General features: G+C 72.7%; 25 protein-coding genes. 10 read left to right on the top strand and 15 right to left on the bottom strand.

Annotation, left to right across the window (positions count from 1 at the left end):
• Window position 1: 1 nt before the first annotated feature.
• From LQ940_RS21210 to LQ940_RS21225, 4 genes are all read right to left on the bottom strand, one after another.
• Window positions 2–1,780, bottom strand: a complete 1,779-nt coding sequence (locus tag LQ940_RS21210; RefSeq protein WP_231241335.1) for a DEAD/DEAH box helicase — start codon at window positions 1,778–1,780, stop codon at window positions 2–4.
• Between the two features lie 123 nt (window positions 1,781–1,903).
• Complete coding sequence (locus tag LQ940_RS21215) at window positions 1,904–2,227, bottom strand: hypothetical protein (protein WP_231241334.1); 324 nt, start codon at window positions 2,225–2,227, stop codon at window positions 1,904–1,906.
• Window positions 2,228–2,256: 29 nt separating this feature from the next.
• Complete coding sequence (gene glmS / locus LQ940_RS21220; RefSeq protein ID WP_231241333.1) at window positions 2,257–4,074, bottom strand: glutamine--fructose-6-phosphate transaminase (isomerizing); 1,818 nt, start codon at window positions 4,072–4,074, stop codon at window positions 2,257–2,259.
• Window positions 4,075–4,085: 11 nt separating this feature from the next.
• Window positions 4,086–4,349, bottom strand: a complete 264-nt coding sequence (locus LQ940_RS21225) for a hypothetical protein (protein ID WP_231241332.1) — start codon at window positions 4,347–4,349, stop codon at window positions 4,086–4,088.
• A 199-nt stretch (window positions 4,350–4,548) separates the two neighbouring features.
• Here LQ940_RS21225 and LQ940_RS21230 point away from each other — a divergent pair, with 199 nt between their 5' ends.
• The 7 genes from LQ940_RS21230 (at window position 4,549) to LQ940_RS21260 (ending at window position 10,839) form a co-directional block, all read left to right on the top strand.
• Window positions 4,549–5,121, top strand: coding sequence for a YceI family protein (locus tag LQ940_RS21230; protein ID WP_231241331.1), 573 nt, complete (start codon window positions 4,549–4,551; stop codon window positions 5,119–5,121).
• 104 nt (window positions 5,122–5,225) lie between these two features.
• Entirely contained in the window at window positions 5,226–6,155 is a 930-nt protein-coding gene (locus tag LQ940_RS21235) for a GNAT family N-acetyltransferase (RefSeq protein WP_231241330.1), read from the top strand.
• Between the two features lie 41 nt (window positions 6,156–6,196).
• Window positions 6,197–7,183 carry an LLM class flavin-dependent oxidoreductase gene (locus LQ940_RS21240; protein WP_231241329.1) on the top strand — a complete coding sequence of 329 codons (987 nt, stop codon included), beginning with the start codon at window positions 6,197–6,199 and terminating at the stop codon, window positions 7,181–7,183.
• A 95-nt stretch (window positions 7,184–7,278) separates the two neighbouring features.
• Window positions 7,279–8,244 (top strand): ABC transporter ATP-binding protein, encoded by a 966-nt coding sequence (locus LQ940_RS21245; RefSeq protein WP_231241328.1) that lies wholly within the window; start codon window positions 7,279–7,281, stop codon window positions 8,242–8,244.
• Entirely contained in the window at window positions 8,241–9,023 is a 783-nt protein-coding gene (locus LQ940_RS21250) for an ABC transporter permease (protein WP_231241327.1), read from the top strand. Before LQ940_RS21245 ends, LQ940_RS21250 begins: the two co-directional genes overlap by 4 nt.
• A 38-nt stretch (window positions 9,024–9,061) precedes the next feature.
• Window positions 9,062–10,237, top strand: coding sequence for a sensor histidine kinase (locus LQ940_RS21255; RefSeq protein WP_231241326.1), 1,176 nt, complete (start codon window positions 9,062–9,064; stop codon window positions 10,235–10,237).
• Window positions 10,234–10,839: a response regulator transcription factor gene (locus LQ940_RS21260; protein ID WP_231241325.1), complete on the top strand. Its 606-nt coding sequence runs from the start codon at window positions 10,234–10,236 to the stop codon at window positions 10,837–10,839. The genes LQ940_RS21255 and LQ940_RS21260 overlap by 4 nt, the downstream gene beginning before the upstream one ends.
• A gap of 3 nt (window positions 10,840–10,842) precedes the next feature.
• Here LQ940_RS21260 and LQ940_RS21265 read toward each other — a convergent pair whose 3' ends face one another.
• The 9 genes from LQ940_RS21265 to LQ940_RS21305 all read right to left on the bottom strand — a co-directional run bounded on the left by LQ940_RS21265 (window position 10,843) and on the right by LQ940_RS21305 (window position 18,414).
• Complete coding sequence (locus LQ940_RS21265) at window positions 10,843–11,451, bottom strand: hypothetical protein (RefSeq protein ID WP_231241324.1); 609 nt, start codon at window positions 11,449–11,451, stop codon at window positions 10,843–10,845.
• Complete coding sequence (locus tag LQ940_RS21270; protein WP_231241323.1) at window positions 11,448–12,662, bottom strand: acyl-CoA dehydrogenase family protein; 1,215 nt, start codon at window positions 12,660–12,662, stop codon at window positions 11,448–11,450. The genes LQ940_RS21265 and LQ940_RS21270 overlap by 4 nt, the downstream gene beginning before the upstream one ends.
• Before the next feature lie 79 nt (window positions 12,663–12,741).
• Window positions 12,742–13,497 carry a PadR family transcriptional regulator gene (locus LQ940_RS21275; RefSeq protein ID WP_231241322.1) on the bottom strand — a complete coding sequence of 252 codons (756 nt, stop codon included), beginning with the start codon at window positions 13,495–13,497 and terminating at the stop codon, window positions 12,742–12,744.
• Between the two features lie 198 nt (window positions 13,498–13,695).
• Window positions 13,696–15,615, bottom strand: a complete 1,920-nt coding sequence (locus LQ940_RS21280) for a M3 family metallopeptidase (protein WP_231241321.1) — start codon at window positions 15,613–15,615, stop codon at window positions 13,696–13,698.
• A 43-nt stretch (window positions 15,616–15,658) separates the two neighbouring features.
• Window positions 15,659–16,903 carry an RNA polymerase sigma factor gene (locus LQ940_RS21285; protein WP_231241320.1) on the bottom strand — a complete coding sequence of 415 codons (1,245 nt, stop codon included), beginning with the start codon at window positions 16,901–16,903 and terminating at the stop codon, window positions 15,659–15,661.
• Window positions 16,900–17,265 (bottom strand): YciI family protein, encoded by a 366-nt coding sequence (locus LQ940_RS21290; protein WP_231241319.1) that lies wholly within the window; start codon window positions 17,263–17,265, stop codon window positions 16,900–16,902. The genes LQ940_RS21285 and LQ940_RS21290 overlap by 4 nt, the downstream gene beginning before the upstream one ends.
• A gap of 108 nt (window positions 17,266–17,373) precedes the next feature.
• Complete coding sequence (locus LQ940_RS21295) at window positions 17,374–17,871, bottom strand: DUF427 domain-containing protein (protein WP_231241318.1); 498 nt, start codon at window positions 17,869–17,871, stop codon at window positions 17,374–17,376.
• A 25-nt stretch (window positions 17,872–17,896) separates the two neighbouring features.
• On the bottom strand, window positions 17,897–18,118 hold the full coding sequence (locus LQ940_RS21300) for a DUF4287 domain-containing protein (RefSeq protein WP_231241317.1): 222 nt from the start codon (window positions 18,116–18,118) through the stop codon (window positions 17,897–17,899).
• Window positions 18,115–18,414 carry a DUF1905 domain-containing protein gene (locus tag LQ940_RS21305; protein ID WP_231241471.1) on the bottom strand — a complete coding sequence of 100 codons (300 nt, stop codon included), beginning with the start codon at window positions 18,412–18,414 and terminating at the stop codon, window positions 18,115–18,117. The genes LQ940_RS21300 and LQ940_RS21305 overlap by 4 nt, the downstream gene beginning before the upstream one ends.
• Window positions 18,415–18,449: 35 nt before the next feature.
• Between LQ940_RS21305 and LQ940_RS21310 the strand changes: the two genes are divergently transcribed.
• Window positions 18,450–19,727, top strand: a complete 1,278-nt coding sequence (locus LQ940_RS21310) for an MFS transporter (RefSeq protein WP_231241316.1) — start codon at window positions 18,450–18,452, stop codon at window positions 19,725–19,727.
• On the opposite strand, the gene LQ940_RS21315 is transcribed toward LQ940_RS21310, so the two are convergent.
• A complete protein-coding gene (locus LQ940_RS21315; RefSeq protein WP_231241315.1) occupies window positions 19,705–20,208 on the bottom strand; it encodes a mycothiol transferase in 504 nt (167 codons plus the stop codon). The two genes, LQ940_RS21310 and LQ940_RS21315, sit on opposite strands and share 23 nt — an antisense overlap.
• A gap of 43 nt (window positions 20,209–20,251) precedes the next feature.
• Here LQ940_RS21315 and LQ940_RS21320 point away from each other — a divergent pair, with 43 nt between their 5' ends.
• Window positions 20,252–21,244 (top strand): TIGR03557 family F420-dependent LLM class oxidoreductase, encoded by a 993-nt coding sequence (locus tag LQ940_RS21320; protein ID WP_231241314.1) that lies wholly within the window; start codon window positions 20,252–20,254, stop codon window positions 21,242–21,244.
• A gap of 90 nt (window positions 21,245–21,334) precedes the next feature.
• Entirely contained in the window at window positions 21,335–21,739 is a 405-nt protein-coding gene (locus tag LQ940_RS21325; protein ID WP_231241313.1) for a hypothetical protein, read from the top strand.
• A 71-nt stretch (window positions 21,740–21,810) separates the two neighbouring features.
• Here the strand turns inward: LQ940_RS21325 and LQ940_RS21330 are convergent, their stop codons facing one another.
• Complete coding sequence (locus LQ940_RS21330; RefSeq protein ID WP_231241312.1) at window positions 21,811–23,502, bottom strand: DUF429 domain-containing protein; 1,692 nt, start codon at window positions 23,500–23,502, stop codon at window positions 21,811–21,813.
• Between the last annotated feature and the right edge of the window lie 19 nt (window positions 23,503–23,521).

Consider the following 23,521-nt stretch of genomic DNA (forward strand, 5'->3'; position numbering starts at 1 on the left):
GTCAGTGCTTCTTGTGGCGCGGCTTCTTGAAGGGGCGGTCGCCGTCGTCCTCGGAGGGGCGGGTCCGGTTCATCTTCGGGCCCTTGTCCTCGGTGAGCTCGATCAGCTTGCCGCTGATGCGGGTGCTCTCGAGCTTCTTCCACACCTCGGCGGGCAAGTCGGCCGGCAGCTCGACGAGCGAGAAGTCGGGGCGGATCTGGATGTGCCCGAAGTCGCCGCGGCTCAGCCCGCCCTCGTTGGCGATCGCGCCGACGATCTGCCGCGGCTCGATCTTGTGACGCCTGCCGACGTTGATGCGGTACTGCGCCATCGGCTGGTCCGAGCCACCGCGCGGTCGCCGCTCGGGGCGGTCCCCGCCACGCTCCGGGCGGTCCTTGCGCGGCGAGCGCTCGGCGCGGTCGGCCCGCTCCTTCGCCGCGGCCCGGCGCTCGACCTCGGGGTCGAGCAGCAGCGGCGTCTCGCCCTGCATCGCGATCGCGAGCGCGGCGGCGACGTCCACCTCGGGTACGTCGTGCTCGCGGATGTAGTGGCTGACCACGTCGCGGAAGAAGCCGATCGACTCCGAGCTGAGCGCCTGGGTGATCTGGTCGTCGAAGCGCGCGAGCCGGGTGACGTTGACGTCCTCGGCGGTGGGCAGCGCCATCTTCGTCAGCGGCTGGCGGGTGGCCTTCTCGATGTGCTTGAGCAGGTACTGCTCGCGCGGGGTCACGAACGAGATGGCGTCACCCTTGCGCCCGGCCCGGCCGGTGCGGCCGATGCGGTGCACGTAGGACTCGGTGTCGGTGGGGATGTCGTAGTTGATGACGTGGCTGATCCGGTCGACGTCGAGGCCGCGGGCCGCGACGTCGGTCGCGACCAGGATGTCGAGCTTGCCGGACTTGAGCTGGTTGACGGTGCGCTCGCGCTGCACCTGTGCGACGTCGCCGTTGATCGCCGCGGCGGAGAAGCCGCGAGCACGCAGCTTCTCGGCCAGCGTCTCGGTCTCGTTCTTGGTGCGGACGAAGACGATCATCCCCTCGAAGTTCTCGACCTCGAGGATGCGCGTGAGGGCGTCGACCTTCTGCGGGTAGCTGCAGATGAGATAGCGCTGGGTGGTGTTGGCCGACGTGGTGGTCTTGTTCTTGACCGTGATCTCGACCGGGTCGTTGAGGTACTTCTTCGACAAGCGACGGATCTGCGCGGGCATCGTCGCCGAGAACAGCGCGACCTGCTTGGTGTCCGGGGTGTCGGCCAGGATCGTCTCGACGTCGTCGGCGAAGCCCATGTTGAGCATCTCGTCGGCCTCGTCGAGCACCAGGAAGCGCAGCTCGCTCAGGTCGAGCGTGCCCTTCTCGAGGTGGTCCATGATCCGGCCCGGGGTGCCGACGACGATGTGCACGCCGCGGCGCAGTGCGCTGAGCTGGACGCCGTAGGCCTGACCGCCGTAGACGGGCAGGACGCGGACGCCCTTGGTGTGCGCGGCGTACTTCTCGAACGCCTCGCACACCTGGAGCGCGAGCTCGCGGGTCGGCGCCAGGACGAGCGCCTGCGGGTTCTTCTGCTTCACGTCGAGCTGGTCGAGGATCGGCAGCGCGAACGCCGCGGTCTTGCCGGTGCCGGTCTGGGCCAGGCCGACCATGTCATTGCCGGCGAGGAGCGGCGGGATGGTAGCGGCCTGGATGGCGGACGGGCTCTCGTAGCCGACGTCCTTCAGGGCCTTGAGGACGGCGTCACCGAGTCCGAGGTCCGCGAAGGTGGGAGTCGCTCCCTCGATCGTGTCGGTCTCTGATGGGTTGGTCACACCTCAACGTTAGTGGCTCCCCGGCCCTGCTTCCGATTCGCCAGCGCGGTGGCTTCTATCACGCGCCTGCCGCCACACCGCGCCGACCTGACGGGATGGCTCGGCAGCTCCTCCGCGCGGCGCTCAGCCGGCGTACGCCGTAGCGATCTCGATCGCCACGTGCGTCAGCTCGGACTCCGGCAGCGTCTCGCATCGCTGGCTGGTCCCCTCCTGGCGCGGGCCGCTGACCCGCTGCTCGGAGCCCGTGATCTGCGTCAGCTGCTCGTCGCTGATGACGGTGCACGGCGCGCCGGCCTGCTCCGCCTCATCGTCCGGCTCGGACGGCCCCTCGCTGGGCTCGTCGCTGGTCTGCGACGTCGCGGGATCGTCGCCGTCGCCACCCCCGCACCCCGCCACGAGCACCGACAGGACGGCGGTGGCAGTGGCGTGCGCGAGGGGACGTCTCATCCCAAGGTCCTACCCCCTCCAGACGCGTCTCACTCCACGGTGACGCTCTTGGCCAGGTTGCGCGGCTTGTCGATGTCGTGGCCAAGGGCCTGCGCGGCGTGGAAGGCCAGCAGCTGCAGGGGGATCGTCAGCAGGATCGGGTCGAGCTCCCGCTCGCTGCGCGGTACGTCGATGCGCTGGACGTCGAGGCCGCCGAGGTCCACGCCCGCGTGGGTGACCACGACCAGCGGGCCGCCTCGGGCCGCGATCTCGTGCAGCGCGCCGACGTTGCGGTCGGTGAGCTCGTCGTCGGGGACGATCGCGACCGTCGGGACCGCCGTCGAGATCAGCGCCAGCGGGCCGTGCTTGAGCTCGGAGGTCTGGTAGGCCTCGGCGTGCCGGTAGCTGATCTCCTTGAACTTCTGGGCGCCCTCGCGAGCGACCGGGAAGCCGCGCACACGACCGACGAAGAACAGCGACTCCGCCTCGGCCAGGCCCTGGGCGATCTCGGCCAGCCGGTCCTCCCCGTCGAGGATCTCCTGCAGCTGACCGGGCATCGCCGTGAGCGCCGCGATGAGCCGCTTGCCGTCCGCGATGGACAGGTCGCGCACCCGCCCGAGCTGGAGGGCGAGCAGGGCGAAGCCGAGGAACATGTTGGTCAGCGCCTTGGTGCTGGCGACGGCCACCTCGGGCCCGGCGTGCAGGTAGATGCCGCCGTCGCACTCGCGCGCGATCGCCGAGCCCACGACGTTGACCAGACCGATCACCCGCCCGCCCTTGCGGCGGATCTCCTGGACCGCCAGCAGGGTGTCGATGGTCTCCCCGGACTGGCTGACCGCGACGTAGAGGGTGTCGTGCTCGATGATCGGGTTGCGGTAGCGGAACTCGCTCGCGGCCTCGGCGTCGGCGGGGATCCGGGCCAGCTCCTCGACCAGCGAGGCGCCCATCTGACCGACGTAGTAGGCCGACCCACAGCCGAGGATCTTCACGCGCCGGATCTCCCGGGTCTCGCGCGCGTCCATGTTGAGCCCGCCGAGGTGGGCGGTGCCGAAGCGCTCGTCGAGCCGCCCGCGCAGCACCCGCTCGGCGGCGGCGGGCTGCTCGAGCATCTCCTTGCGCATGAACGAGTCGTGCTCGCCGGCGTCGTAGGACGCCGGGTCGACGTCGACCTGGGTGGCGGCGCGCTGGACGCGCGTCAGGTCCTGGCGGTACGTCGTGAAGCCCGTGGCGGTCACCGTCGCCATCTCGCCGTCGTCGAGGTGCGCCACCGTGGTGGTGTAGCGGACCAGGGCGCCCAGGTCGGAGGCGATGTGCATCTCCTTCTCCCCCACGCCGATGATCAGCGGGCTGCCGTTGCGGGCCACGACGATCCGGTCGGGGAACTCGGCGTGCAGCACCGCCACGCCGTACGTGCCCTCGATCGCGGCCAGTGCCTCGGCGACGCGCTCCTCGAGCGTCTCGGCCGAGGACCGGGCGATGAGGTGGGCCAGGACCTCGGTGTCGGTGTCGCTCGCGAGGTCGACGCCCTCGTCGGTGAGCCGCTGGCGCAGGGCCGCGGCGTTGTCGATGATCCCGTTGTGGACGACGGCGACGTCGCCCTTGGCGTCCACGTGCGGGTGGGCGTTGACGTCGTTGGCCGGGCCGTGGGTGGCCCAGCGGGTGTGGCCGATGCCCACCTTGCCCGTGAAGCGCTTCGGCAGGTCCTCGCTCAGGTCGCGCACCCGCCCGGCCTTCTTCGCCACCCGGAGCCCGGAGCCGAGCACGGCGACACCGGCCGAGTCGTAGCCGCGGTGCTCCAGGCGAGCCAGGCCCTCGAGCAGCAGCGGGGCCGCCTGCTGGGTGCCGATGTAGCCGACGATGCCGCACATGTCGTGGGTCCTTACGTGTAGATGAGGCGGCGCAGCTGCCGCTCGGTCAGGTGCGGAGCGGCGACGACGTGGTCGCGCAGCTCCGCGGCGATGCGGGCGAAGATCTCGGGGTTCTTGGCGCCGTAGGTCTTCAGCTCGCGGTGGCGTCGACGGACGAAGTCCTCGACCGGCTCGGCCTGGAAGGCCAGCACGTCCTCGATGACCCGGACCGCCTCCGCTGGCGCGAGTCCGGTGCTGGCCACGACATGCTCGACGAGCGCGCGATCCGGAGTCACGTGCAGCACTCTCGCCCCCCGAGGTGAGCATCTGCAAGTTTCTGCCCGACTTCGGGCAGGACTGCCGACTTCGGTCGCCAAAGCCACGACCGGGCGGAGCGGCCGAGTCCAGGGCTTTACGCTCCGGCGGGAATGAAACCGGACCGGCGTCCGTTCTCACAGTTGTTGAGAGTTCAACCACCTAGCCGAGGAGCCCCACATGAGCACCGACTTCGACCCCACCACCAACGTCATCGAGGACATCGCCGGTGACTACACGATCGACCCGCACCACTCCCGCGTCGGCTTCGTCGCTCGCCACGCGATGGTGACCAAGGTCCGTGGCCAGTTCCACGACCTCTCCGGCACCGCGCACGTCGACACCGCCAACCCGGCGGGCTCCTCGGTGTCGCTCACCATCAAGACCGCCAGCCTCAGCACCGGCAGCGCCGACCGCGACGGCCACCTGGCCTCCGCCGACTTCTTCGACGCCGAGCAGTTCCCCGAGATCACCTTCACCTCCACCGACGTGGCGCGCGATGGCTCCGACTGGTCGATCACCGGCGACCTCACGATCAAGGGCACGACCAAGCCCGTCACGATCCTCTTCGAGGAGACCGGCTCGGCCCGCGACCCCTTCGGCAACGTGCGCGTCGGCTTCGAGGGCGGCGTCACGGTCAACCGCAAGGACTGGGGCCTCACCTGGAACGCCGCGCTCGAGACCGGCGGCGTCCTCGTCTCCGAGAAGATCAAGCTGGAGTTCGACGTCTCCGCCATCCAGAACGCCGCCTGACCCTTCCCCCTCCGCTCATTTGGCGAAGTTGGTGACGGGTCAGCGGGGGGCGGAGCCGCAAAATGAGGTGAGCGGGGTGGGGTGGTCGCGCTTGACTGCGGGACATGTCCGCAGCCCCCATCCCGCACGACCAGCTGCCCGACGGGTACACCCAGCGCCCGCTGCGGGTGGGCGACGCGGCAGCGGTGACCGCGGTGATGGCCGCCCAGGAGCTCCACGACGTGGGCGAGGTCGTCATCGAGGAGGCCGACATCGTCGCGGACTGGCAGCGACCGTCGTACGACGTGACCGCGACGTCGGTGGGGGTCTTCGCCGGCGAGGAGCTGGTCGGCTACGCCGAGATCACCGGCGGTGACCGCGGCGACGCGGCCGTGCACCCCGAGCACCGCGGCCGGGGGCTGGGCACGGCGCTGGCGCAGTGGATGCAGGAGCTGGCGAGGGCGCAGGGCACCCCGGTCGTGGGCATGCCGGTGCCGCAGGGGTCGGCCGGCGACCGGCTGCTCGAGGCCCTCGGCTACCACGTCCGCTGGACCAGCTGGGTGCTCGAGCTGCCCGAGGGCGCCGAGGTGCCACGGCGTGAGCTGCCGCCGGGCTACACGCTGCGCGAGGCGACGCCGAGCGACCACGAGGCCGTGTGGGGCCTCAACGAGGACGCGTTCCTGGAGTGGTCCGACCGCGAGCGGCAGACGTTCGCGGACTGGCAGGCCGGCGTGCCGCAGCGCCCGGGCTTCGAGCCGTGGAACCTGCGCCTGGCCATCGACCCCGCCGGCGGCGTCGCCGCCCTGGCGCTGGTCCACCTCGCCACCGAGGGCCCGGCGCCCGAGGGGTACGTCGACCGCCTGGCCACCCGGCGCGACCAGCGCGGCAAGGGGCTGGCCCAGGCCCTGCTCGCCGACTCCTTCGCCGCCGCCCGAGCCCACGGGGCGGTGCGCTCGACGCTGTCGACCGACACCCGCACGGGGGCGCTCGGCCTCTACGAGAAGGTGGGCATGGTGGTGTCGTCGACCTGGGTCAACCGAGCCATCGCACTCTGAGTCACTAGAACAGGTTCCACCCCCTCTGCCAGGGTGGCCCCATGGCCCACTTCGTCACCCGCTACGACTTCCGCGCGCCCGGCGCCGACCCGGCCAGGCGGCAGGAGATCTTCGCCCGCGCGGTCGAGCAGGCGGCGTACCTGGACGCCCACGGCGAGGACGCGATCATGCTGTCGGAGCACCACGCCTCCGACGACGGCTACCTGCCCAGCCCGATCCCGGTGGCCGCGGCGATCGCGGCGGTGACCCAGAGGGTGCCGATCACGGTGTCGGCGCTGCTGGCCAACCTCTACGACCCGGTCCGCCTGGCCGAGGACATCGCGGTGCTCGACCACCTCGCCGCCGGCCGGGTGAGCTTCACGATCGGCCTGGGCTACCGGCCCGAGGAGTACGAGCACCTCGGCCGCCCCTGGGCGACCCGGGGCGCCGACCTGGAGGCCGCGATCCTGGTGCTGCAGCGGGCCTGGACCGGGGAGCCGTTCGAGCACGAGGGCCGCACGGTGCGGGTGACCCCCACGCCGTACTCGCAGCCGCACCCGATGCTCTTCTACGGCGGCGGCTCGCTGGCGGCGGCCCGCCGCGCGGGGCGGCTGGGCCTGCACTTCGCGCCGCAGCACGGCGACCCGGCGCTGCACGCGGCGTACGAGGAGGAGTGCCGCGCCCAGGGCCGCGAGCCGGGGATCAGCCTGCGCTCCCCGAGGGGGCCGGCGCACGTCTTCTGTGCCGACGACCCGGACGCGTTCTGGGGCCGCTACGGCCACCACCTGCTGGCCGACGCGACCGGGTACGCCGCGTGGCGCGGCCACGGCCAGCGCTCCTACGTGCAGGACGACTCGCGCACCGTCGAGGAGATGCGCGCCGCCGGCGGGTACGTCGTCCTGACCGCCGACCAGCTCGTCGAGCAGTGCCGCAGCAAGGAGATCCGGCTGGTCACCAGCCACCCGGCCTGCGGCGGCCTGCCCGCCGAGCCGTCCTGGGAGAGCGTGCGGCTGATCAGCGAGGTGGTGCGCCCGGCGCTGGCCGGGTGAGCATGACGGATGTCATGGCCGGGCCATGACAGGACTCCGGGGACCGATGACAGCGCGCACTGCCGGCGCAGCGCCCGGCGCGACATCGTGGAGCCATGGACACGACAACCTCCTCGCGAGCCGACCGGCCGGCCGGCGTTCGGCACCGCGAGCCCGCGATCCGCGTGCGCGACCTCCGGCGCAGCTACGGGTCGGGCAAGCAGACCTTCGAGGCGGTCCGCGGCCTCGACCTGGACATCGAGGCCGGCTCGGTGCACGCCCTGCTCGGGACCAACGGCGCCGGCAAGACCTCCACCATGGAGCTGATCGAGGGGCTCGGCCGCCCCAGCACCGGAGAGATCCGGGTCCTCGGGCTCGACCCGCTCGCCGACCGCGCCGCCCTGCGGCCCCGGCTCGGGATCCTCTTGCAGCGCAGCGGGTTCTCCGGGGACCTGACGGTCGCCGAGACGCTGCGCATGTGGCACAGCACGCTGAGCCGCCCGCGCCCCGTCGCCGACATGCTCGGCGCGCTGCGGCTGGAGGCGAAGGCCGACACCCGGGTCGTCGGCCTCTCCGGCGGTGAGCAGCGTCGGCTCGACCTGGCGTGCACGCTCATGGGCCGGCCCGAGGTCGTCCTCCTCGACGAGCCGACCACCGGCCTGGACCCCGAGAGCCGCCGCGACGTGTGGTCCCTGATCGGCGGGCTGCGCGACGAGGGGGTGACGGTGCTGCTCACGACGCACTACCTGGAGGAGGCCGAGGCGCTGGCCGACGAGCTCGCGATCATGCACGAGGGGCGCATCGTGCGTCGCGGCACCGTCGCGCAGATCGTCGAGGGACACCCCTCCGTGGTCCGGTTCCGGACCCCCCAGGCCTCGCTGCCCGACCTGCCCCGGGTCCGCCACCGCAGCGCCGAGCGCGGCGCCACGGTCCTCGAGACCGACGACCTCCAGTCGACGCTGGCCGCGCTCCTCGCCTGGGCCGAGCGGGACGGCGTACGACTCGCCGACCTGTCGGCTCGCACCGCCACCCTGGAGTCGGTCTTCCTCGACGTCGCCGACCACGAAGGAGCACCCCGATGAGCACCACCACCCCGACGAGGTACGCCGGATCGCGCCGCCGCGTGGTCGGGCTGGCGCGCGCCAACGCGCTGCTGATGACGCGCAACCGGCTCACGCTGTTCTACGGGGTCGTGCTGCCGCTGCTGCCCCTGCTGCTGCTCCTCGCGGGCGAGCGCGGCGACACCGCCGTCGGCGGAAACGCGGTGACCACCACGCTGCTGATGGCCCTGCTCTTCCCGGTCTACTACAACGTCCTGTCGCTGGTCGTGTCGCGACGCGACGAGCTCGTCCTGAAGCGGCTGCGCACGGGCGAGACGCGCGACGGCGAGCTCGTCACCGCCCTGTCCCTGCCCGGTGTGGTGATCTGCCTGGTCGTCTCGCTACTCACGGTCGTCGCCGGGCTCGCCGCCGGGCTGCCGTGGCCGACCAACCTGCCGCTCTACCTGGTCGCCGTCCTGGTCTGCGCCGTGCTGTTCGTGGCGTTCGCGTTCTGGACGGCGGCCTGGACCCGCACGGCCGAGGCGGCCCAGATGACCAGCCTGCCGGTGATCACGCTGGCCCTGCTCGGCACCATCACCCCGGCGCTGCCGCAGCGCTACGCCGAGATCGTGGAGCGCACCCCCGCCGGTGCGCTCGAGCAGCTGGTGCGGCTGTCCTGGTTCGGTGAGGACGACGCTCGGACGGTCGGCTCCCTCGACACCTGGGTCGCCGCCGGGGAGCCGGTCCTCGTCCTGCTGGCGTGGACCGCCGGGGCGGTCTGGCTGGCCGGCCGTTCCCTGCGGTGGGAGCCCCGGACCTGATCCGTAGGCTGACCCACCACGGTGACGAGGGGAGCGAGATGACGGGCGCGCGGCACGACCGCGGTCGGGGTTGGCCCTGGCGCAGCTGGTCGGCCCTCGACGAGGTCGAACGGGTCGACGTCTACACCCGCCAGTCGCTGTACCTGCTGCTGTGGTGCTCCCTCGGGTTCGTGCTGCTCGGGGGCGCCAACGAGGCGGACGCCGCGCCCGCCCGGCTCTCGCTGGTGCTGGCCGGCGCCGCCGTGCTCGGCGTACTCGGCACCCGGGCGCTCACCGCGGTCGCCGACCTCTACCCCGCCACCGGACCGCTCCCCTGGCGTCAGCTCGGATCGCTGCTCGCCGCCTGCGTCCTCGCCGTCGCCGGTCTGCTGGCACTGCCGCAGGACCTGCGGCTGGCCGCCGGGGCCGGCATCTGGGTCGTGCTGGCCTGGTCGCTCGGAGGACTGCGCGACCGCGTCGCGATCGCGTCGCTGCTGGTGGTCCTGACCCTGCTGCCCCTGGCGCTGACCGGCGAGTGGTGGGCGGCCGCCTACGGGCTCATCACCGGCTCGTTCTTCGTCTTCACCTGCCGGGTCTCCCTGTGGCTGCTGGGAGTCGTGACCGAGCTCGACGCGGCGCGCACCGCCCAGAGCGCGCTCGCGGTGGCCGAGGAGCGGCTGCGGTTCTCGCGCGACGTGCACGACGTGCTGGGGCGCCGGCTCTCCACGATCGCGGTGCAGGCCGAGCTCGCCGCGACGCTCGCCGGACGCGGCGACGAGGGCGCGGCCGAGCGGATGCTCGAGGTGCGCGGCATCGCCCACGAGGCGCTGCGGGAGGCCCGGGAGCTCGCCCGCGGCTACCGCGCGACCGACCTCGCCCAGGAGCTCGAGGGGGCGCGGGCGCTGCTGCAGTCGGCCGGCATCCGCACCGAGGTCGACGTCCAGGGCCTGGACCGGGCCTGGCACGAGCCCGCCGGCTGGGTGGTGCGCGAGGCGGTCACCAACGTGCTGCGCCACTCCGCGGCCACGGCCGTGTCGATCACCTACGCCGATCGCGTGCTCGAGGTGCGCAACGACGGGGCGAGGACCACCGACTCCGGCGACGGCAGCGGCCTGGCCGGCCTGCGGGCGCGGCTCGCGCCGCTCGGCGCCTCGCTCGAGGTCGTGCGCGACGCGCCGGCGTTCGCCGTACGACTGCGGATGCCGGACCACGAGCTCGCCGGAGCACCCGCGTGATCCGGCTCCTCGTCGCCGACGACGAGCACCTGATCCGCGCCGCCCTCGCCCAGCTCCTCGACCTCGAGGAGGACCTGCAGGTGGTCGCGCAGGCCGCCACCGGAGCCGAGGCCCTCGCGGCGGCGGTACGGGCCGCGGTGGACGTGGCGGTCCTCGACCTGCAGATGCCCGAGCCCGACGGCATCGCGGTCGCCGAGCGGCTCGGCGCCGAGCTGCCCGGCTGTCGTGTGGTGATCGTGACCAGCCACGGCCGCCCCGGCCACCTGAAGCGGGCGCTCACGGCGGGGGTGCGCGGCTTCCTGCCCAAGACGACCTCGGCGGCGACGCTCGCCGACGTCGTGCGCCAGGTGCACGCCGGTGGCCGGTACGTGGACCCCGAGCTGGCGGCCGAGGCGATCACCGCCGGCGACAGCCCGCTGACGCCGCGGGAGGCCGACGTACTCGAGCTGGCCGCCGACGGCGCGAGCATCGAGGAGATCGCCCAGCGTGCCTCGCTCTCCCCCGGCACGGTGCGCAACTACCTCTCCAACGCCGTCGCCAAGCTCGGCGCCGCCCACCGACACGAGGCCTGCGCCAAGGCGCGCCGGCTGGGCTGGATCTGAGGCCTACCGCCCCGAGCCGACCTCGACCGTGGACACCACCGAGGTCAGCGAGGGGCGACGCGGCGTCGAGGAGAAGCCGAAGCGCGGGGACGGGTCGATCGGCGCCAGCCCACCGAGGTCGCGACCGCCGTACGAGCCGGTGAGCGAGACGACGGCGTGGTGGTCGGTGGCGCCGTACCACTCGCGGCCGTCGCGGGCCCGTCCGCGCGTGCGTACGCCGGGCAGGACCAGGCGCGCCACCGGGTCGGTGAGCACCGTGAACCAGGTCGCCTCCGCGACGACGCGGGGCACGCAGCGCAGGACCCGGCCCAGCCAGGTGCGGCGGCCAACGGCCCACTCGAGCGACAGCGAGGGGGAGCGCAGCCGCCAGTGATCGCCGCGGACGCCGACCTCCACCGGCTCGACCCGGACCTCGTCGAACACGTAGGTCGCCGCGATCAGCCGGGCCACGTCCTCTCGCGGAGCGACGAGCACCCGGTGCCCGTCGGGACGCTCGAGCATCGCGTCCGCGAACGCGCCGTACGGCGAGCTCCGCCAGCGGCCGACCACGACGCGGACCCCGCTGGTGCTGCCGAGGCCGGTGATCTGCCCGCGGAACCGGGCGCGGGTCACCGGATCGGCGCCCCGGAGACGGTGCGCGCGATGACCAGCCGCTGGATCTCCGAGGTGCCCTCGAAGACGGTGTAGATCTTGGCGTCGCGGGCCATGCGCTCGACGGGGTACTCCCGGGTGAAGCCGTTGCCGCCGAGGATCTGCATCGCCCGCTCGGTGACGCGGACCGCGGTCTCGCCGGCGAACAGCTTGGACATCGAGCCCTCCGCCTTCTCGAAGCGCCTGCCCTGCCGCGCCATCCACGCCGCGCGCCACACGAGCAGCCGCGAGGCCTCGATCGAGGTGGCCATGTCGGCGAGCATGAACGCGATCGCCTGGTTCTCGATGATCGGCTTGCCGAACTGCTCGCGGGTCCGCGCGTAGTCCAGCGCCACCTCGTACGCCGCCCGCGCGATGCCGATCGCCTGCGCGCCGACCGCGGGGCGGGTGCGCTCGAAGGTCGCCATGGACGCGTTGCCCGAGGAGCCGACCCCCTGGCGTGCCTTGGCGAGGCGGGCGTCCAGCTTCTCCTTACCGCCGAGCAGGCAGCGCCCGGGCACGCGCACGTCGTCGAGGACGACCTCGGCGGTGTGGGAGGCGCGGATGCCGTGCTTGGCGAACTTCTGGCCCTGGCTGAGGCCCTTCGTGCCAGGAGGTACGACGAAGCTCGCCTGCCCGCGGGTGCGCAGCTCGGGGTCGACCACCGCGGTGACGACGTGGACGTCGGCCAGGCCGCCGTTGGTCGCCCAGGTCTTGGTGCCGGTGATGACCCACTCGTCGGTGGCCTCGTCGTAGCGGGCACGGGTGCGCATTGCCCCGACGTCGCTGCCGGCGTCCGGCTCGGAGGAGCAGAAGGCGCCGAGCTTGAGGTCGCCCGGCTCGCCGAACATCTGCGGCACCCACTCGCCGACCTGCTCGTCGGTGCCGTTGGCGCGCACGCCGGCCGCGGCGAGCGCCGTACCGCAGATGGCCAGGCCGATCCCGGCGTCTCCCCAGAACAGCTCCTCCATCACCACCGGGATGCCCAGGCCGGTCTCGTCGAAGGACTGGGTCGCGAAGAAGTCCAGCGAGTAGATCCCGGCCTTGGCGGCCTCCTCGACCACCGGCCACGGGAACTCCTCGCGCTCGTCCCACTCGTGGGCGGCGGGGCGGATGACGTCGGCGGCGAAGGTGTGCAGCCAGTCACGCAGCTCGACGTGGTCGGGGCCGAGCTCGAAGGAGGGCGTGGTCACCGCCCGAGAGTAGCCAGACCCGCCGCTGACCCGTCAGAAACTTTCTGACGGGTCAGCGGTGTGGGGTGCGCCTGGCGGCTCAGGTGACGGCGTCGTCCTCGTCCTCGGGCCCGTCGTCGGGCTCGGTGCCGTCGGCGAGGATCCCGTAGAGCTTACGGCGGGTCTCGACGAGGACCCCGACCGCGGCGCGGCGCTGGCCCTCGGAGCCGGCGCTGACGATCTGCCAGACCGCGCCCATGACCTGGCCGATCTCGGACTTGATGTCCGCCGAGCCCTCGACGGCACCGTCGGTGGGCTCGTCGCGCCGGAACGGCGCCCAGACCGCCGTCAGCTCGGCCGCGTGCTCGGCGACGTACCTCGCGCCCTCGGCGGTGAGCCTCAGGCTGCGGCGGCCGCGCTCGTCGTCGGTCTCGACGAGGCCCTCGTCCTCGAGCTGCTGGATGGTCGGGTAGACCGACCCCGGGCTCGGGCGCCAGGCGTCGTCGCTCTTCTCGGCGATGGCCTGGATGACCTGGTAGCCGTTGACCGGCTGCTCGGCCTCGCCGGCCTCGCGGAGCACGTCGAGGATGGCCGAGCGCACGTCGCCCCGGCGTACGCGGGGGCCGCGGCGCCGGTCGTCGGGCTCACCGAGGCCGAACAGCCCCGCCAGCCAGGGCGGCCCCTGGAGCCCGGAGCGTCCGCCCCAGCCGCCGCCGGCCCAGCCGCCCCGGTGTCCCTCCGGCCCGCCGTGGCCACGGCCGCGGTGCTGCTCCCAGGGGCCCTGCGGCCCCTCGGCCCACTCGCTGAAGCGGTCGTTGCTGCGTCGTTCTTGTCGATTGCGTCGTGGGTGTCCCATGAGTCGCGTCCTTCCGTGAGGGGAATCGCGGTACGCCGGAGAGTCCGACTGACTATCGACGACTGTTCGCGATATATCGCAAGCGTACGCGCGGGAGCATGCCGGCACAAGAACCGGTGGGGTAGTCCCTGACGAACGTGTCGGTGCAAACGCCGTTTCGACAACACAAACGTCCGGGACTACCCCGGAGGCGACAGCTCAGTGCGCCAACCAGGCGGCGTACGCGTCGAAGGTGTAGGGGCGGCCGAGGAAGTCGGCGACGAGGTCGGCGGCGTCCTTGCTGCCGCCGGGGGCGAGCACTCGGTCGCGGTAGCGGGCGGCGGTCTCGGGGGCGAAGAGGTCACCGGAGTCGAAGGCGCTGAACATGTCCTTGGCGATGACCAGCGACCACATGTACGTGTAGTACGCCGAGCTGTAGCCGCCGAGGTGGCCGAAGCTGGCGAACATGTGGGTGTCCTCGATGTAGGGGAACGGCGAGTACCTCGCCTGCAGCTCACGGGTCTTGGCGGTGAGGTCGTCGGGCCGCTCCTGGTGGAACCAGTAGGACATGGCCGCGTAGAACATCTGCTGACGAGCCAGGTAGGCCTTGCCGAAGTCGTCTCCCCTGCGCATCCGCTCCACCAGGTCGGCGGGGATCGGCTCGCCGGCCTCGTCGGTCGCAAAGGTTCGCAGCACGTCGGCGTCCCAGGCCCACTCCTCGAGCATCTGGCTGGGCGCCTCCACGAAGTCCCACTCGGTGCTGACGCCGGCGAAGCGCGTCCACTGCCCGCGGCCGGCGAGCACGTGGTGCACGAGGTGGCCGAACTCGTGGAAGAGCGTGACCACGTGGTCGTGCTCCATGAGCCCCCGCGAGAAGTTGCAGACCAGCACGCCCTCGGACAGCTGGCGTCCGGCGATGCCCTCGGTGAGGGTGAACTGCGCGGCGTGCTTGTACTTGCCCTCGCGCGGGTGCAGGTCGAGGTAGATCCGGCCGAAGGACTCCGACCCGTCGGCGTCGTAGACGTCGTAGGCCGTCACGTCGTCGGCCCACAGCGTCGCGTCCGTGGCCTCCTCGTAGCGAAGCCCGAAGAGCCGCCCGGTGACGTCGAGCAGGCCTTGGCGCACCTTGGGAAACGCGAAGTAGGTCCGCACCTGCTGGGCGTCGACCTGGAGCTGCTCCTTGCGGACGAGCTCCTCGTAGTAGCTGGCGTCGGCGCCCGTGATGGCGTCGGCGTCGGGGTGGTCCTGGCGGAAGCGCTCCAGCAGGACGGCCAGGTCGCGCTGCATGGGCTCCTCGGCGGCGGCGGTGATCTTGTCGATGAACGCCGGGATCGCCGGCCCGGTCCCGATCATCTTCACGTCCGCGTCGTACGACGCCCAGTCGTCGTAGCCGACCAGGGTGGCCAGCTCGTGGCGCAGCGCGAACATCTCCTGGAGCAGCGCGTCACTCGCCGGCCACCCGCGGTTGAGGAAGGCCATCGTCAGGTCGCGGCGTACGTCGGCGTCGTGCGCGAACATCCGCACCGGCACCACGTCGGGGTAGTCGGTCGTGACCGTCACCAGCCCGTCGTCCCCGGCCGGGTGCGCCTCGCGCCAGTCGGCGGGCAGGCCGTCGAGCCGCTCGGGGGCGACCTGGATGGTGCGGACGTCGTCGCGCACGACCTTGCCGAACTCCTGGTCCAGCTCGGTGATCCGCTCGTTGATCGCGGTGATCCGCGCCCGGGTCTCCTCATCCCGGTCGACGCCGGAGCGGCGGAAGTCCTCGAGCACCTTGTCCAGCAGCCGGGCCGCCTGGGGGTCGAGCCCGGCAGGGTCGAGCGCGGCGAACACGTCGTAGAGCCCGCGGTCCAGGCTCAGCTCGGTGGCCAGCCTCTGCACGTCCTGCTCCGCGGTCTCCGACTCGTCGCGCACCTCCTCGAGCGGGTGCACGTTGGACAGCAGCGAGCCCATGGCCGCCACGTTGCTCAGCTGCAGGCTCACCTCGTCCCACTGCCGCAGCGCGTCGAGGGTGTCGGTGGGCGGGGCGTCGCGCAGGCGCTGCGCGAGCTCGCGCGCCGTGCTCAATCCCGCCTCGGCGCGGGTCTGGACCCAGGCGAGGGCGGAGTCGGCGTCGGGCAGGTCCAGGGGGCTCAGGCTCACCGGGCCAGCCTGCCATGTGCCCGGCCGACGCAGCCGCCTCAGGTCAGCCAGCCAGCTGGTCGCGGCGGCGGGTGAGGTAGGCGCGCTCGGCGGGGTTGGCGGTGGCCGCGATGGCCTGGTCGTACGCCGCACGCGCGTCGGCGGAGTGGCCGAGGCGGCGCAGCAGGTCGGCGCGGGTGGCGTGGAAGGCGTGGTACCTCCCCAGCGCCGGCTGCTGCTCCGGCAGCCGGTCGACCACGGCGAGGGCGACCTCGGGGCCGTCGAGCTCGGCGAGCGCCACCGCGCGGTTGAGGGCGACCAGCGGGCTGGGCGCGACGGCGTACAGCTGGTCGTAGAGCGCCGCCACCTGGGCCCAGTCGGTGGCGGCCGCGGTGGGGGCGTCGGTGTGGACGGCGTTGATGGCGGCGAGCAGCTGGTACTGACCCGGGCGCCCGCCGGCGAGGCACTCGCGGACCAGGGCGTGCCCCTCGGCGATCAGCGTCCGGTCCCAGCCGCCGCGGTCCTGCTCGGGCAGCGGCACCAGCTCCCCGCCGGCCAGCCGCACCGGCCGCCGGGCCTCGATGAGCAGCATCAGCGCGAGCAGGCCGGCCACCTCGGGCACCGTGGGCAGCAGCCGCCGCAGCAGCCGGCCCAGCCGGATCGCCTCCCCGGTGAGCTCGTCGCGGATCGGCTCCGGGCCGGAGCCGGACAGGTAGCCCTCGTTGAAGATCAGGTAGACCACGGCCATCACCCCGGCCACGCGCTCCTGCAGGTCCGCCTCCGCGGGGACGCGGTAGGGGATCCGAGCGCCCTTGATCTTGGCCTTGGCGCGGGTGATCCGCTGCGCCATCGTCGTCTCGGGCACCAGGAACGCCTGGGCGATCTCCGCGACGGTGAGCCCGCCGAGCAGCCGCAGCGTGAGCGCCACGCGGGCCTCCGGGGCCAGCGCGGGGTGGCAGCAGGTGAAGAGCAGCCGCAGCCGGTCGTCCTCCACGACGCCCGTGGGCTCGTGGGGTGTGTCGTCCATGATCATCAGGGCCGCCTGGTGCTTGGCGTCGCGTCGCTGCTCCCGGCGGATCCGGTCGATGCCCTTGCGGGCCGCGGTGGTGGTCAGCCAGGCGCCCGGGTTGGGCGGGGTGCCGTCCACCGGCCACCGCTCGAGCGCGACCACGAGGGCCTCGCCGGCGGCCTCCTCGGCGGCGTCGATGTCGCCGAGGCGGCGTACGAGCGAGGCCACCACGCGGCCGTACTCCTCGCGGAAGATCCGTTCGGTCGCGGCGTGCGCGGTGCCGTCGGGCGCCTCGCTCACGCCTCCGGCTCGTCCTGGAACGGGCGGACCTCGACCTTGCCCTCGCACGCCTGGGAGCCCTCCTTGGCCCAGGCAAGAGCGGCGTCGAGGTCGGGCGCCTCGATGACCCAGAAGCCGCCGAGGTACTCCTTGCTCTCGACGAAGGGGCCGTCGGTGACGATCGGCGCGTCGCCGGTGTTGTCGACGGTGGTGGCCTGGTCGATCGGCTGCAGGCCGCCGGCGAAGACCCACGCGCCCTCGGCGCGCAGCTTCTCGTTGAATCGCTCGACGGCGTCGAAGACGGGCTGGTAGTCGGCCATGGTGCGGGTGTCGGCGGCGTCCTCGTCGACGTTGCCGTGGACTGCGAGCAGGTACTGCGTCATCGGAATCCTCCTGTGTCGGCGGCGGCCTCCTGGTCGCCTCTCACCCTGACTACGAACCGGTGCAGACGGCTACGACAACACGGGCCGAGGATTTCTGCCAGGACCTCCTCACCAGCCGTCGGTGCCGGGCCCGCCCTTGAACGGCCCGACGACGCGGCGGGTGATCCAGCCGCCGTAGAAGCCGCCCGGCTGGGGGTCGACGACCTCGCCGTCGACGGTGCACTGCTCGACGAGCAGGGGATTGACGGCGACGGCGCCGGCGATCGCCTCGAAGCCCTCGCGCGGCTCGAGGTAGGTCCACGCGGCCGAGCGCGCGACGGCCGAGCCCGCGGCCAGGTCGAAGTAGGACGCCTGGCCCTTCCACTCACACCAGGTCGCCCCCTCGGCCTCGCGCAGCACGCCGGGCGCGAACGCCGTACGCGGCAGGTAGTACGTCGGCGGGTGGCTGGTCTCGAGGACCCGCCACGACGTGTCGCTGCGGGCGACCACCTGCCCGCCGAGGAGGATCTCGACGTGCTCGTGGCTCGGCTCCACGCGAGGCGGGCGCGGGTAGTCCCAGACGGACTCCTGGTCGGGGCCCGCGGGGTCGGGGGTGGGGCGTCTCATCGGTCCCAGTGTGGCGCACGGGTGGTCAGCCGCGGTCCTCTGCGAGCGTGTGCGCAACGATCGCGTTGGCGTGCCCGTGGCCGAGGCCGTGCTGCTCCTTCAGCGCCGCCACCAACTGCATGTGCGTCGCCTCGGCGCCGTAGCCGGGCGAGGATCGGAGCACCTGCTTCCAGTGGGCGACGGGCTGGCCGTACTTCTTCTCGATGGCGGGGAAGTACGAGGCGGGGCCCTTCACCTGGTTGTTCACGACAGCCTCTCCTCGAGGTGGACGGTCACGGTGTCGCCTTCAGACTTGCCGCAGTCGACCCGAAGCGCGAAACGCACCGGGAGCTTGTGGTTGCCGTCGCCCAGCGCCATGAAGGAGCTCTCGAACGGCGCCCCATCGACGGTGCCGCGGACCTTCACGCGGCCGCGCCCCGGGGTGTGCTCATGCCATTCCGACCGCCGGACGCGTCGGAACTCATCGGCGACGTCCCGGTCGGTGCGGCGGGGTGTGGCTCGGGGCGGTGCTGCGCGGTGCCATCTCGCGGTCCTGACCTCGATCGCGGCGCCGCCGACGGACGACGTAGGTTCTGCCCGTGCAGATCCGCGCCTTGGTGGCCGACACCCGGCCGTTGCGCAACCCGCACTTCCGGCGGCTGTGGCGGGCCAACATCGTCACGGTCATCGGCGCACAGTTGACCGTCGTGGCGGTGCCGGCCCAGATCTACGCCGACACCGGCTCGTCGGCGTACGTCGGGCTGACGGGGCTGTTCGGCCTGGTGCCGCTGGTGGTCTTCGGGCTGTGGGGCGGCGCGCTCGCCGACGTGTTCGACCGCCGGGTGCTGCTGATCATCACCACGGTCGGGCTGATCGTCACGAGCGGGCTCTTCTACCTGCAGGCGGCGGCGGGGAGCACCAACGTATGGCTGCTGCTGTGCCTGTTCTCGGTGCAGCAGGCGTTCTTCGCCATGAACCAGCCGACCCGCAACGCGGTGCTGCCACGGCTGCTGGGCCCCGACCTGCTCCCGGCGGCCAACTCGCTCAACATGACCGTCACCCAGGCCGGTGCCATCGCCGGCCCGCTGGTCGCCGGCGCCCTGATCCCGGTGCTGGGCTTCGAGTGGCTCTACCTGCTCGACACGTTCACGCTGCTCGCCACGCTCTCGGCCGTCGTGCGGCTGCCCCCGCTGCCGGTGGAGGGGGCCGGGACCGGCACGCCGGGGCTGCGCTCGATCTTCGACGGGCTGGCCTACCTGCGCGGCCACCCGGTGCTGATGATGTCGTTCGTCGTCGACATCATCGCGATGGTCTTCGGGATGCCCCGGGCGCTGTTTCCCCAGATCGCGCACGAGAGCTTCCTCGGCCCCGAGGAGGGCGGCCTGGCGTTCGCCGCGCTGTTCGCCGCCATCCCGGCCGGCGCCGTCATCGGCGGAGTCTTCTCCGGCTGGGTCTCGCGGGTCAGCCGGCAGGGCGTCGCGGTCCTCGTGTGCATCGTCGTCTGGGGCGTGGCGATGGCCGGCTTCGGCCTCGCGGTCGCGCTCGCGGACCAGTGGCGTACGCCGATGCTGGCCGCCGCCGTCGCGATGCTGGTCGTCGGCGGCGCGGCCGACATGGCCTCCGCGGCGTTCCGGGTCAGCATGCTCCAGGCCTCCGCCTCCGACGCCGTGCGCGGGCGGCTGCAGGGGATCTTCACCGTCGTCGTGGCGGGCGGGCCCCGCATCGCCGACGTCGCCCACGGCGCCAGCGCCGCGATGGTCGGCACGGCCACCGCGGCCGCGGGCGGCGGCGTGCTCGTCGTCGTGCTCACCGTCGTCGCGGCGATCGCCGTCCCGTCGTTCGTGCGCTACCGGGTCACTCGCCCAGCAGCCCTCTGACGTACGCCGCCTGGCCGACGTGCTGCAGGTCGTCGGTGACCACGCTGGCGAGGCGCACCCCGAGCGTGACCGGCGGGTCCCAGCCCTCGTCGACGACGCGCTCCAGGTCGTCGGGCTCCAGGCCGGCGACGTAGGCGGTGCTCTGCTCGTGGACGGCGCGCAGGTAGCTGGTGAGGAGGGCCGCGTCCGCGCGCACCGCACCGACCTGCTCGGTGGTGTGACCGTAGCCGATCTCGGCCGGGTCGAAGGGCAGGCCGAACCGCTCGGCGTAGCCCTGGGCGGTGTAGACCTGCTCGATCCCGGCGACGTCGGCGACGTGATCGTCCTGGACCCGGGCGAGGTGCCAGACGAGCCAGGCGATGGTGTTGGCCCCCTCGGCGAGGCGGGTGGCGAGCTGGTCCTCGGTGAGGCCGTCGACGGCGGCCTCGGCGCTCTCGACGACGCGCCCCAAGAGCTCGGTCAGCAGCTGTGCGGGAGTCATGGCTCCGACGGTAACCCGGCCCCGAAGTGGGTATCGGCTCGTCATGACGAACTTCGGCTACACCCTGATGACCGAGCAGAGCGGGCCGCGCGACCTGGTCTCGTACGCCGTGGGCGCCGAGGAGGTCGGCTTCGACTTCGAGGTCTCCAGCGACCACTTCTCGCCGTGGCTGACCGAGCAGGGGCATGCGCCGTACGCCTGGTCGGTGCTGGGCGCCGTCGCCCACGCGACGTCGCGGGTCGGGCTGATGACCTACGTGACCTCGCCGATCCAGCGCTACCACCCGGCGGTCGTCGCGCAGAAGGCCGCGACGCTCGGGCTGCTGTCGGAGGGGCGGTTCACGCTCGGCCTGGGCTCCGGCGAGAGCCTCAACGAGCACGTGGTCGGCGGCGGCTGGCCGGGGATCGCGACCCGGCAGGAGCGGCTCGTGGAGGCCGTCGAGATCATCCGCGAGCTGTTCACCGGCGAGCTGGTCGACTACCGCGGCAACCACTTCGACGTCGACTCCGCCCGCATCTGGGACCTGCCGGACACGCCGGTGGAGCTGGCGCTCGCGGTCGCGGGCGAGCGCGCGATCTCGACCTTCGCGCCGCTGTCGGACCACCTGATCGCCGTGGAGCCCGACTCCTCGCTGGTGTCGACGTGGAACGACGTGGAGGGGGCGCCGCGGATCGGCGGGGACGGCGGCGCGCGGGCGATCGGCCAGATCCCGATCTGCTGGGCGCCGGACGCCGAGGAGGCGAAGGCGCTCGCGCACGAGCAGTTCCGCTGGTTCGGGGGCGGGTGGAAGGTCAACGCCGACCTGCCCACGCCGATGGGCTTCGCCGGCGCCACCCAGTTCGTGACCCCCGACGACGTGGCCGGGTCCATCCCGTGCGGCCCCGACCTGGACGCCATCGTCGAGGCGGTCTCGGCCTACTGGGAGGCCGGCTTCACCGACATCGCCCTCGTCCAGGTCGGCGACCGGCACCAGCGCGCCTTCCTCTCCGACGTCGCCGGCCCCCTGCTCGAGAAGCTGCGCGCCGCGGCGCCGTGAGCCGGTCGCGGCGCCGCGGTCCGACGGTCACACCGCCACGCTCGCGCTCGTCAGGTACGTAGACCCACTCACCCGAGAGAGGACCACGTCATGCTGAGCCAGAGCTCCTACCCCGCGGCGTACGTCGCCGCCTCCCGCGACGCCGTCAGCCGCCAGCTCGACGCCTACGCCGCGCTGCCCCTGTCCGCCGCCGACCGCGCCGGCTTCGAGCCCGACTACCTGCGCCAGCTGGTGCTCGCCCTCGACACCTACGCGCTGCACCGCAGCCGCGGGCAGGAGGGCAAGGACGGCAACCCGCTCAACGAGGTGCGCCTGCTGTGCACCTCGATCCGCGAGCACGACGGCGTGCTCACCGGCGAGAAGTCGATCAAGTACGCCCCCGACCGCTCCGTCCTCGGCCTGGCCGAGGGCGAGCAGATCACCCTGGACGCTGCCGGCTTCCGCCGCCTCGCCGACGGGTTCTTCGACGAGCTCGTGGTCCGCTTCCCGGGGTAGTCCCTGACGAATGTGTCACTGAGAGGCCTCTGGAACGACACACTCGTTAGGGACTACCCGACCGGGGTCCCTCAGTCGCGCAGCTTGGCCAGCCGGGCGAGGAGGGCGTCGCGGCGGTGCGCGTTGCCGTGCAGGTCGACGTAGCGCTCGGCGTACGTCGCCAGGAGGGCGTCGTCGAGGCGGCGCACGGCGCCGGGCGGGTAGCGGTAGTCCATGCGGGCGTTGAGGTCGTCGGGGCTGGCGCGGAGCACGTCGTTGAGCTCGTCGATGCTGGTGATGCCGAGCTCGAGCAGCAGCCCGGAGATCCACGCGTAGTGGTCGGTGCGCGACCAGCCGGCGTCGTCGTACTGCCCGGCGAGGTACGCCGCCAGCTCGCGCTGGTCGATCCGCGGGTCGTCGACCACCTCGTCGGGGCTCGGCGCCGCCGGGACCGCGCCGGTCGAGCGCAGCCGCTCGCGGATCGTGGAGAACTCCTGGTCGGCCAGCTCCAGCAGGCCGGCGGCGAGCGTGAAGCGGCGGTCCAGGTCGCGCGCGTGCTCGTCGGGGACGTCGCCCTTGTAGCGGATGTCGTGCTCGAACTCCGCCCACGCGTGCTGCAGCACCGTGCGGACCTGGACCTGCGCCACCCGCCCGCGCAGCGCGGCGTAGGCGCGCTCGCGCTCCCGCGCCGCGTCGAGCTCGATGAGCAGGTGCCGGCTGGCGTAGCCGAAGCGGCCCTGGCTGGCGGTCTCCTGGCCCAGGTCGCGGTCCTCCTTGACCACCACCTGGTCGCCGAGCAGCTCCGCGACGGCCGAGACGTCGCTGTGCACGTAGGTGATGACGCGCACGCCGATCTGGTCGGTGATCTCGCGCAGCGGGTCGGTGAAGACCGGCCGGCCGTCGACCATGCGCGCCGCCTTGACCGCGAAGGACTGCACGCTCTTGGTCCGCCCGGTGACCGAGAGGTAGTTGATGCCGGCCTCGTCCAGGATCGAGGTCACCAGCGCCACGAACTGCGCGGCGGCCTCCATCAGGGCCGGCTGCTGGGCGGCGTACTCCTGGGTCGCGGCCCGTGCGTCGGGCAGCGACGGGGTGACGATGTAGCCGGTCTCGAGGTCGCCGTACGTCGTGGTGCGCTCGGGCCAGCGCTCGCGGAAGTAGGCGACGTAGGCGCACACCACGGCGTCGACCTGGTCCTCGACGACGCGCAGCTCGCTCTTGCGGGTCGCCGTCTCGACCGCCAGGCGCAGCGCCGCCCAGTCGTCGCCGGTGCGGACCAGGCCCTGCACGTGCCCCATCAGGGTGAGCAGCTCGCCGCGCAGCAGGTCGAGGTCGCGGCCCCGCTTGTCCTTGTACTTCAGCGTCTTCGACAGCCCGAACAGCACCACGGTGGCCGGATGCGGGTAGACCTCGATCGCGCGCCGGGCGCGACCCGAGCGCGGGTTGAGGTCCAGACCGAGGCGCTGGCACACCCGGGCGCCGCGGGTCTCTCCGCCCGCGAACTCCGGCTTGCCGGTGTTGGCTGGGTGCGTGCCCGCCTCGAACCGCCGGAAGTCCTTGCTCAGGGCCTTCTCCGCGGGGCGCGACCCGGTCGGGTTGGTGACGATGAGCGGGGCGTCGATCGCGACCAGGCACTCCTCGGCGACGTACGGCGCCACGGTCTCGGCGATCTCCTCGTCGGTGCGCACCGCCCGGACCAGCACCAGGCGCGCCTCGTCGTCGAGGACCGCCACGCCGGTCGGCTGGCGCTCCCCCCACGCGAGGTCGATCCCGACGAAGTGCACGGGGACACCCTGCCCTACG

Source organism: Nocardioides sp. cx-173 (assembly GCF_021117365.1).
Taxonomy (GTDB): Bacteria; Actinomycetota; Actinomycetes; order Propionibacteriales; family Nocardioidaceae; genus Nocardioides.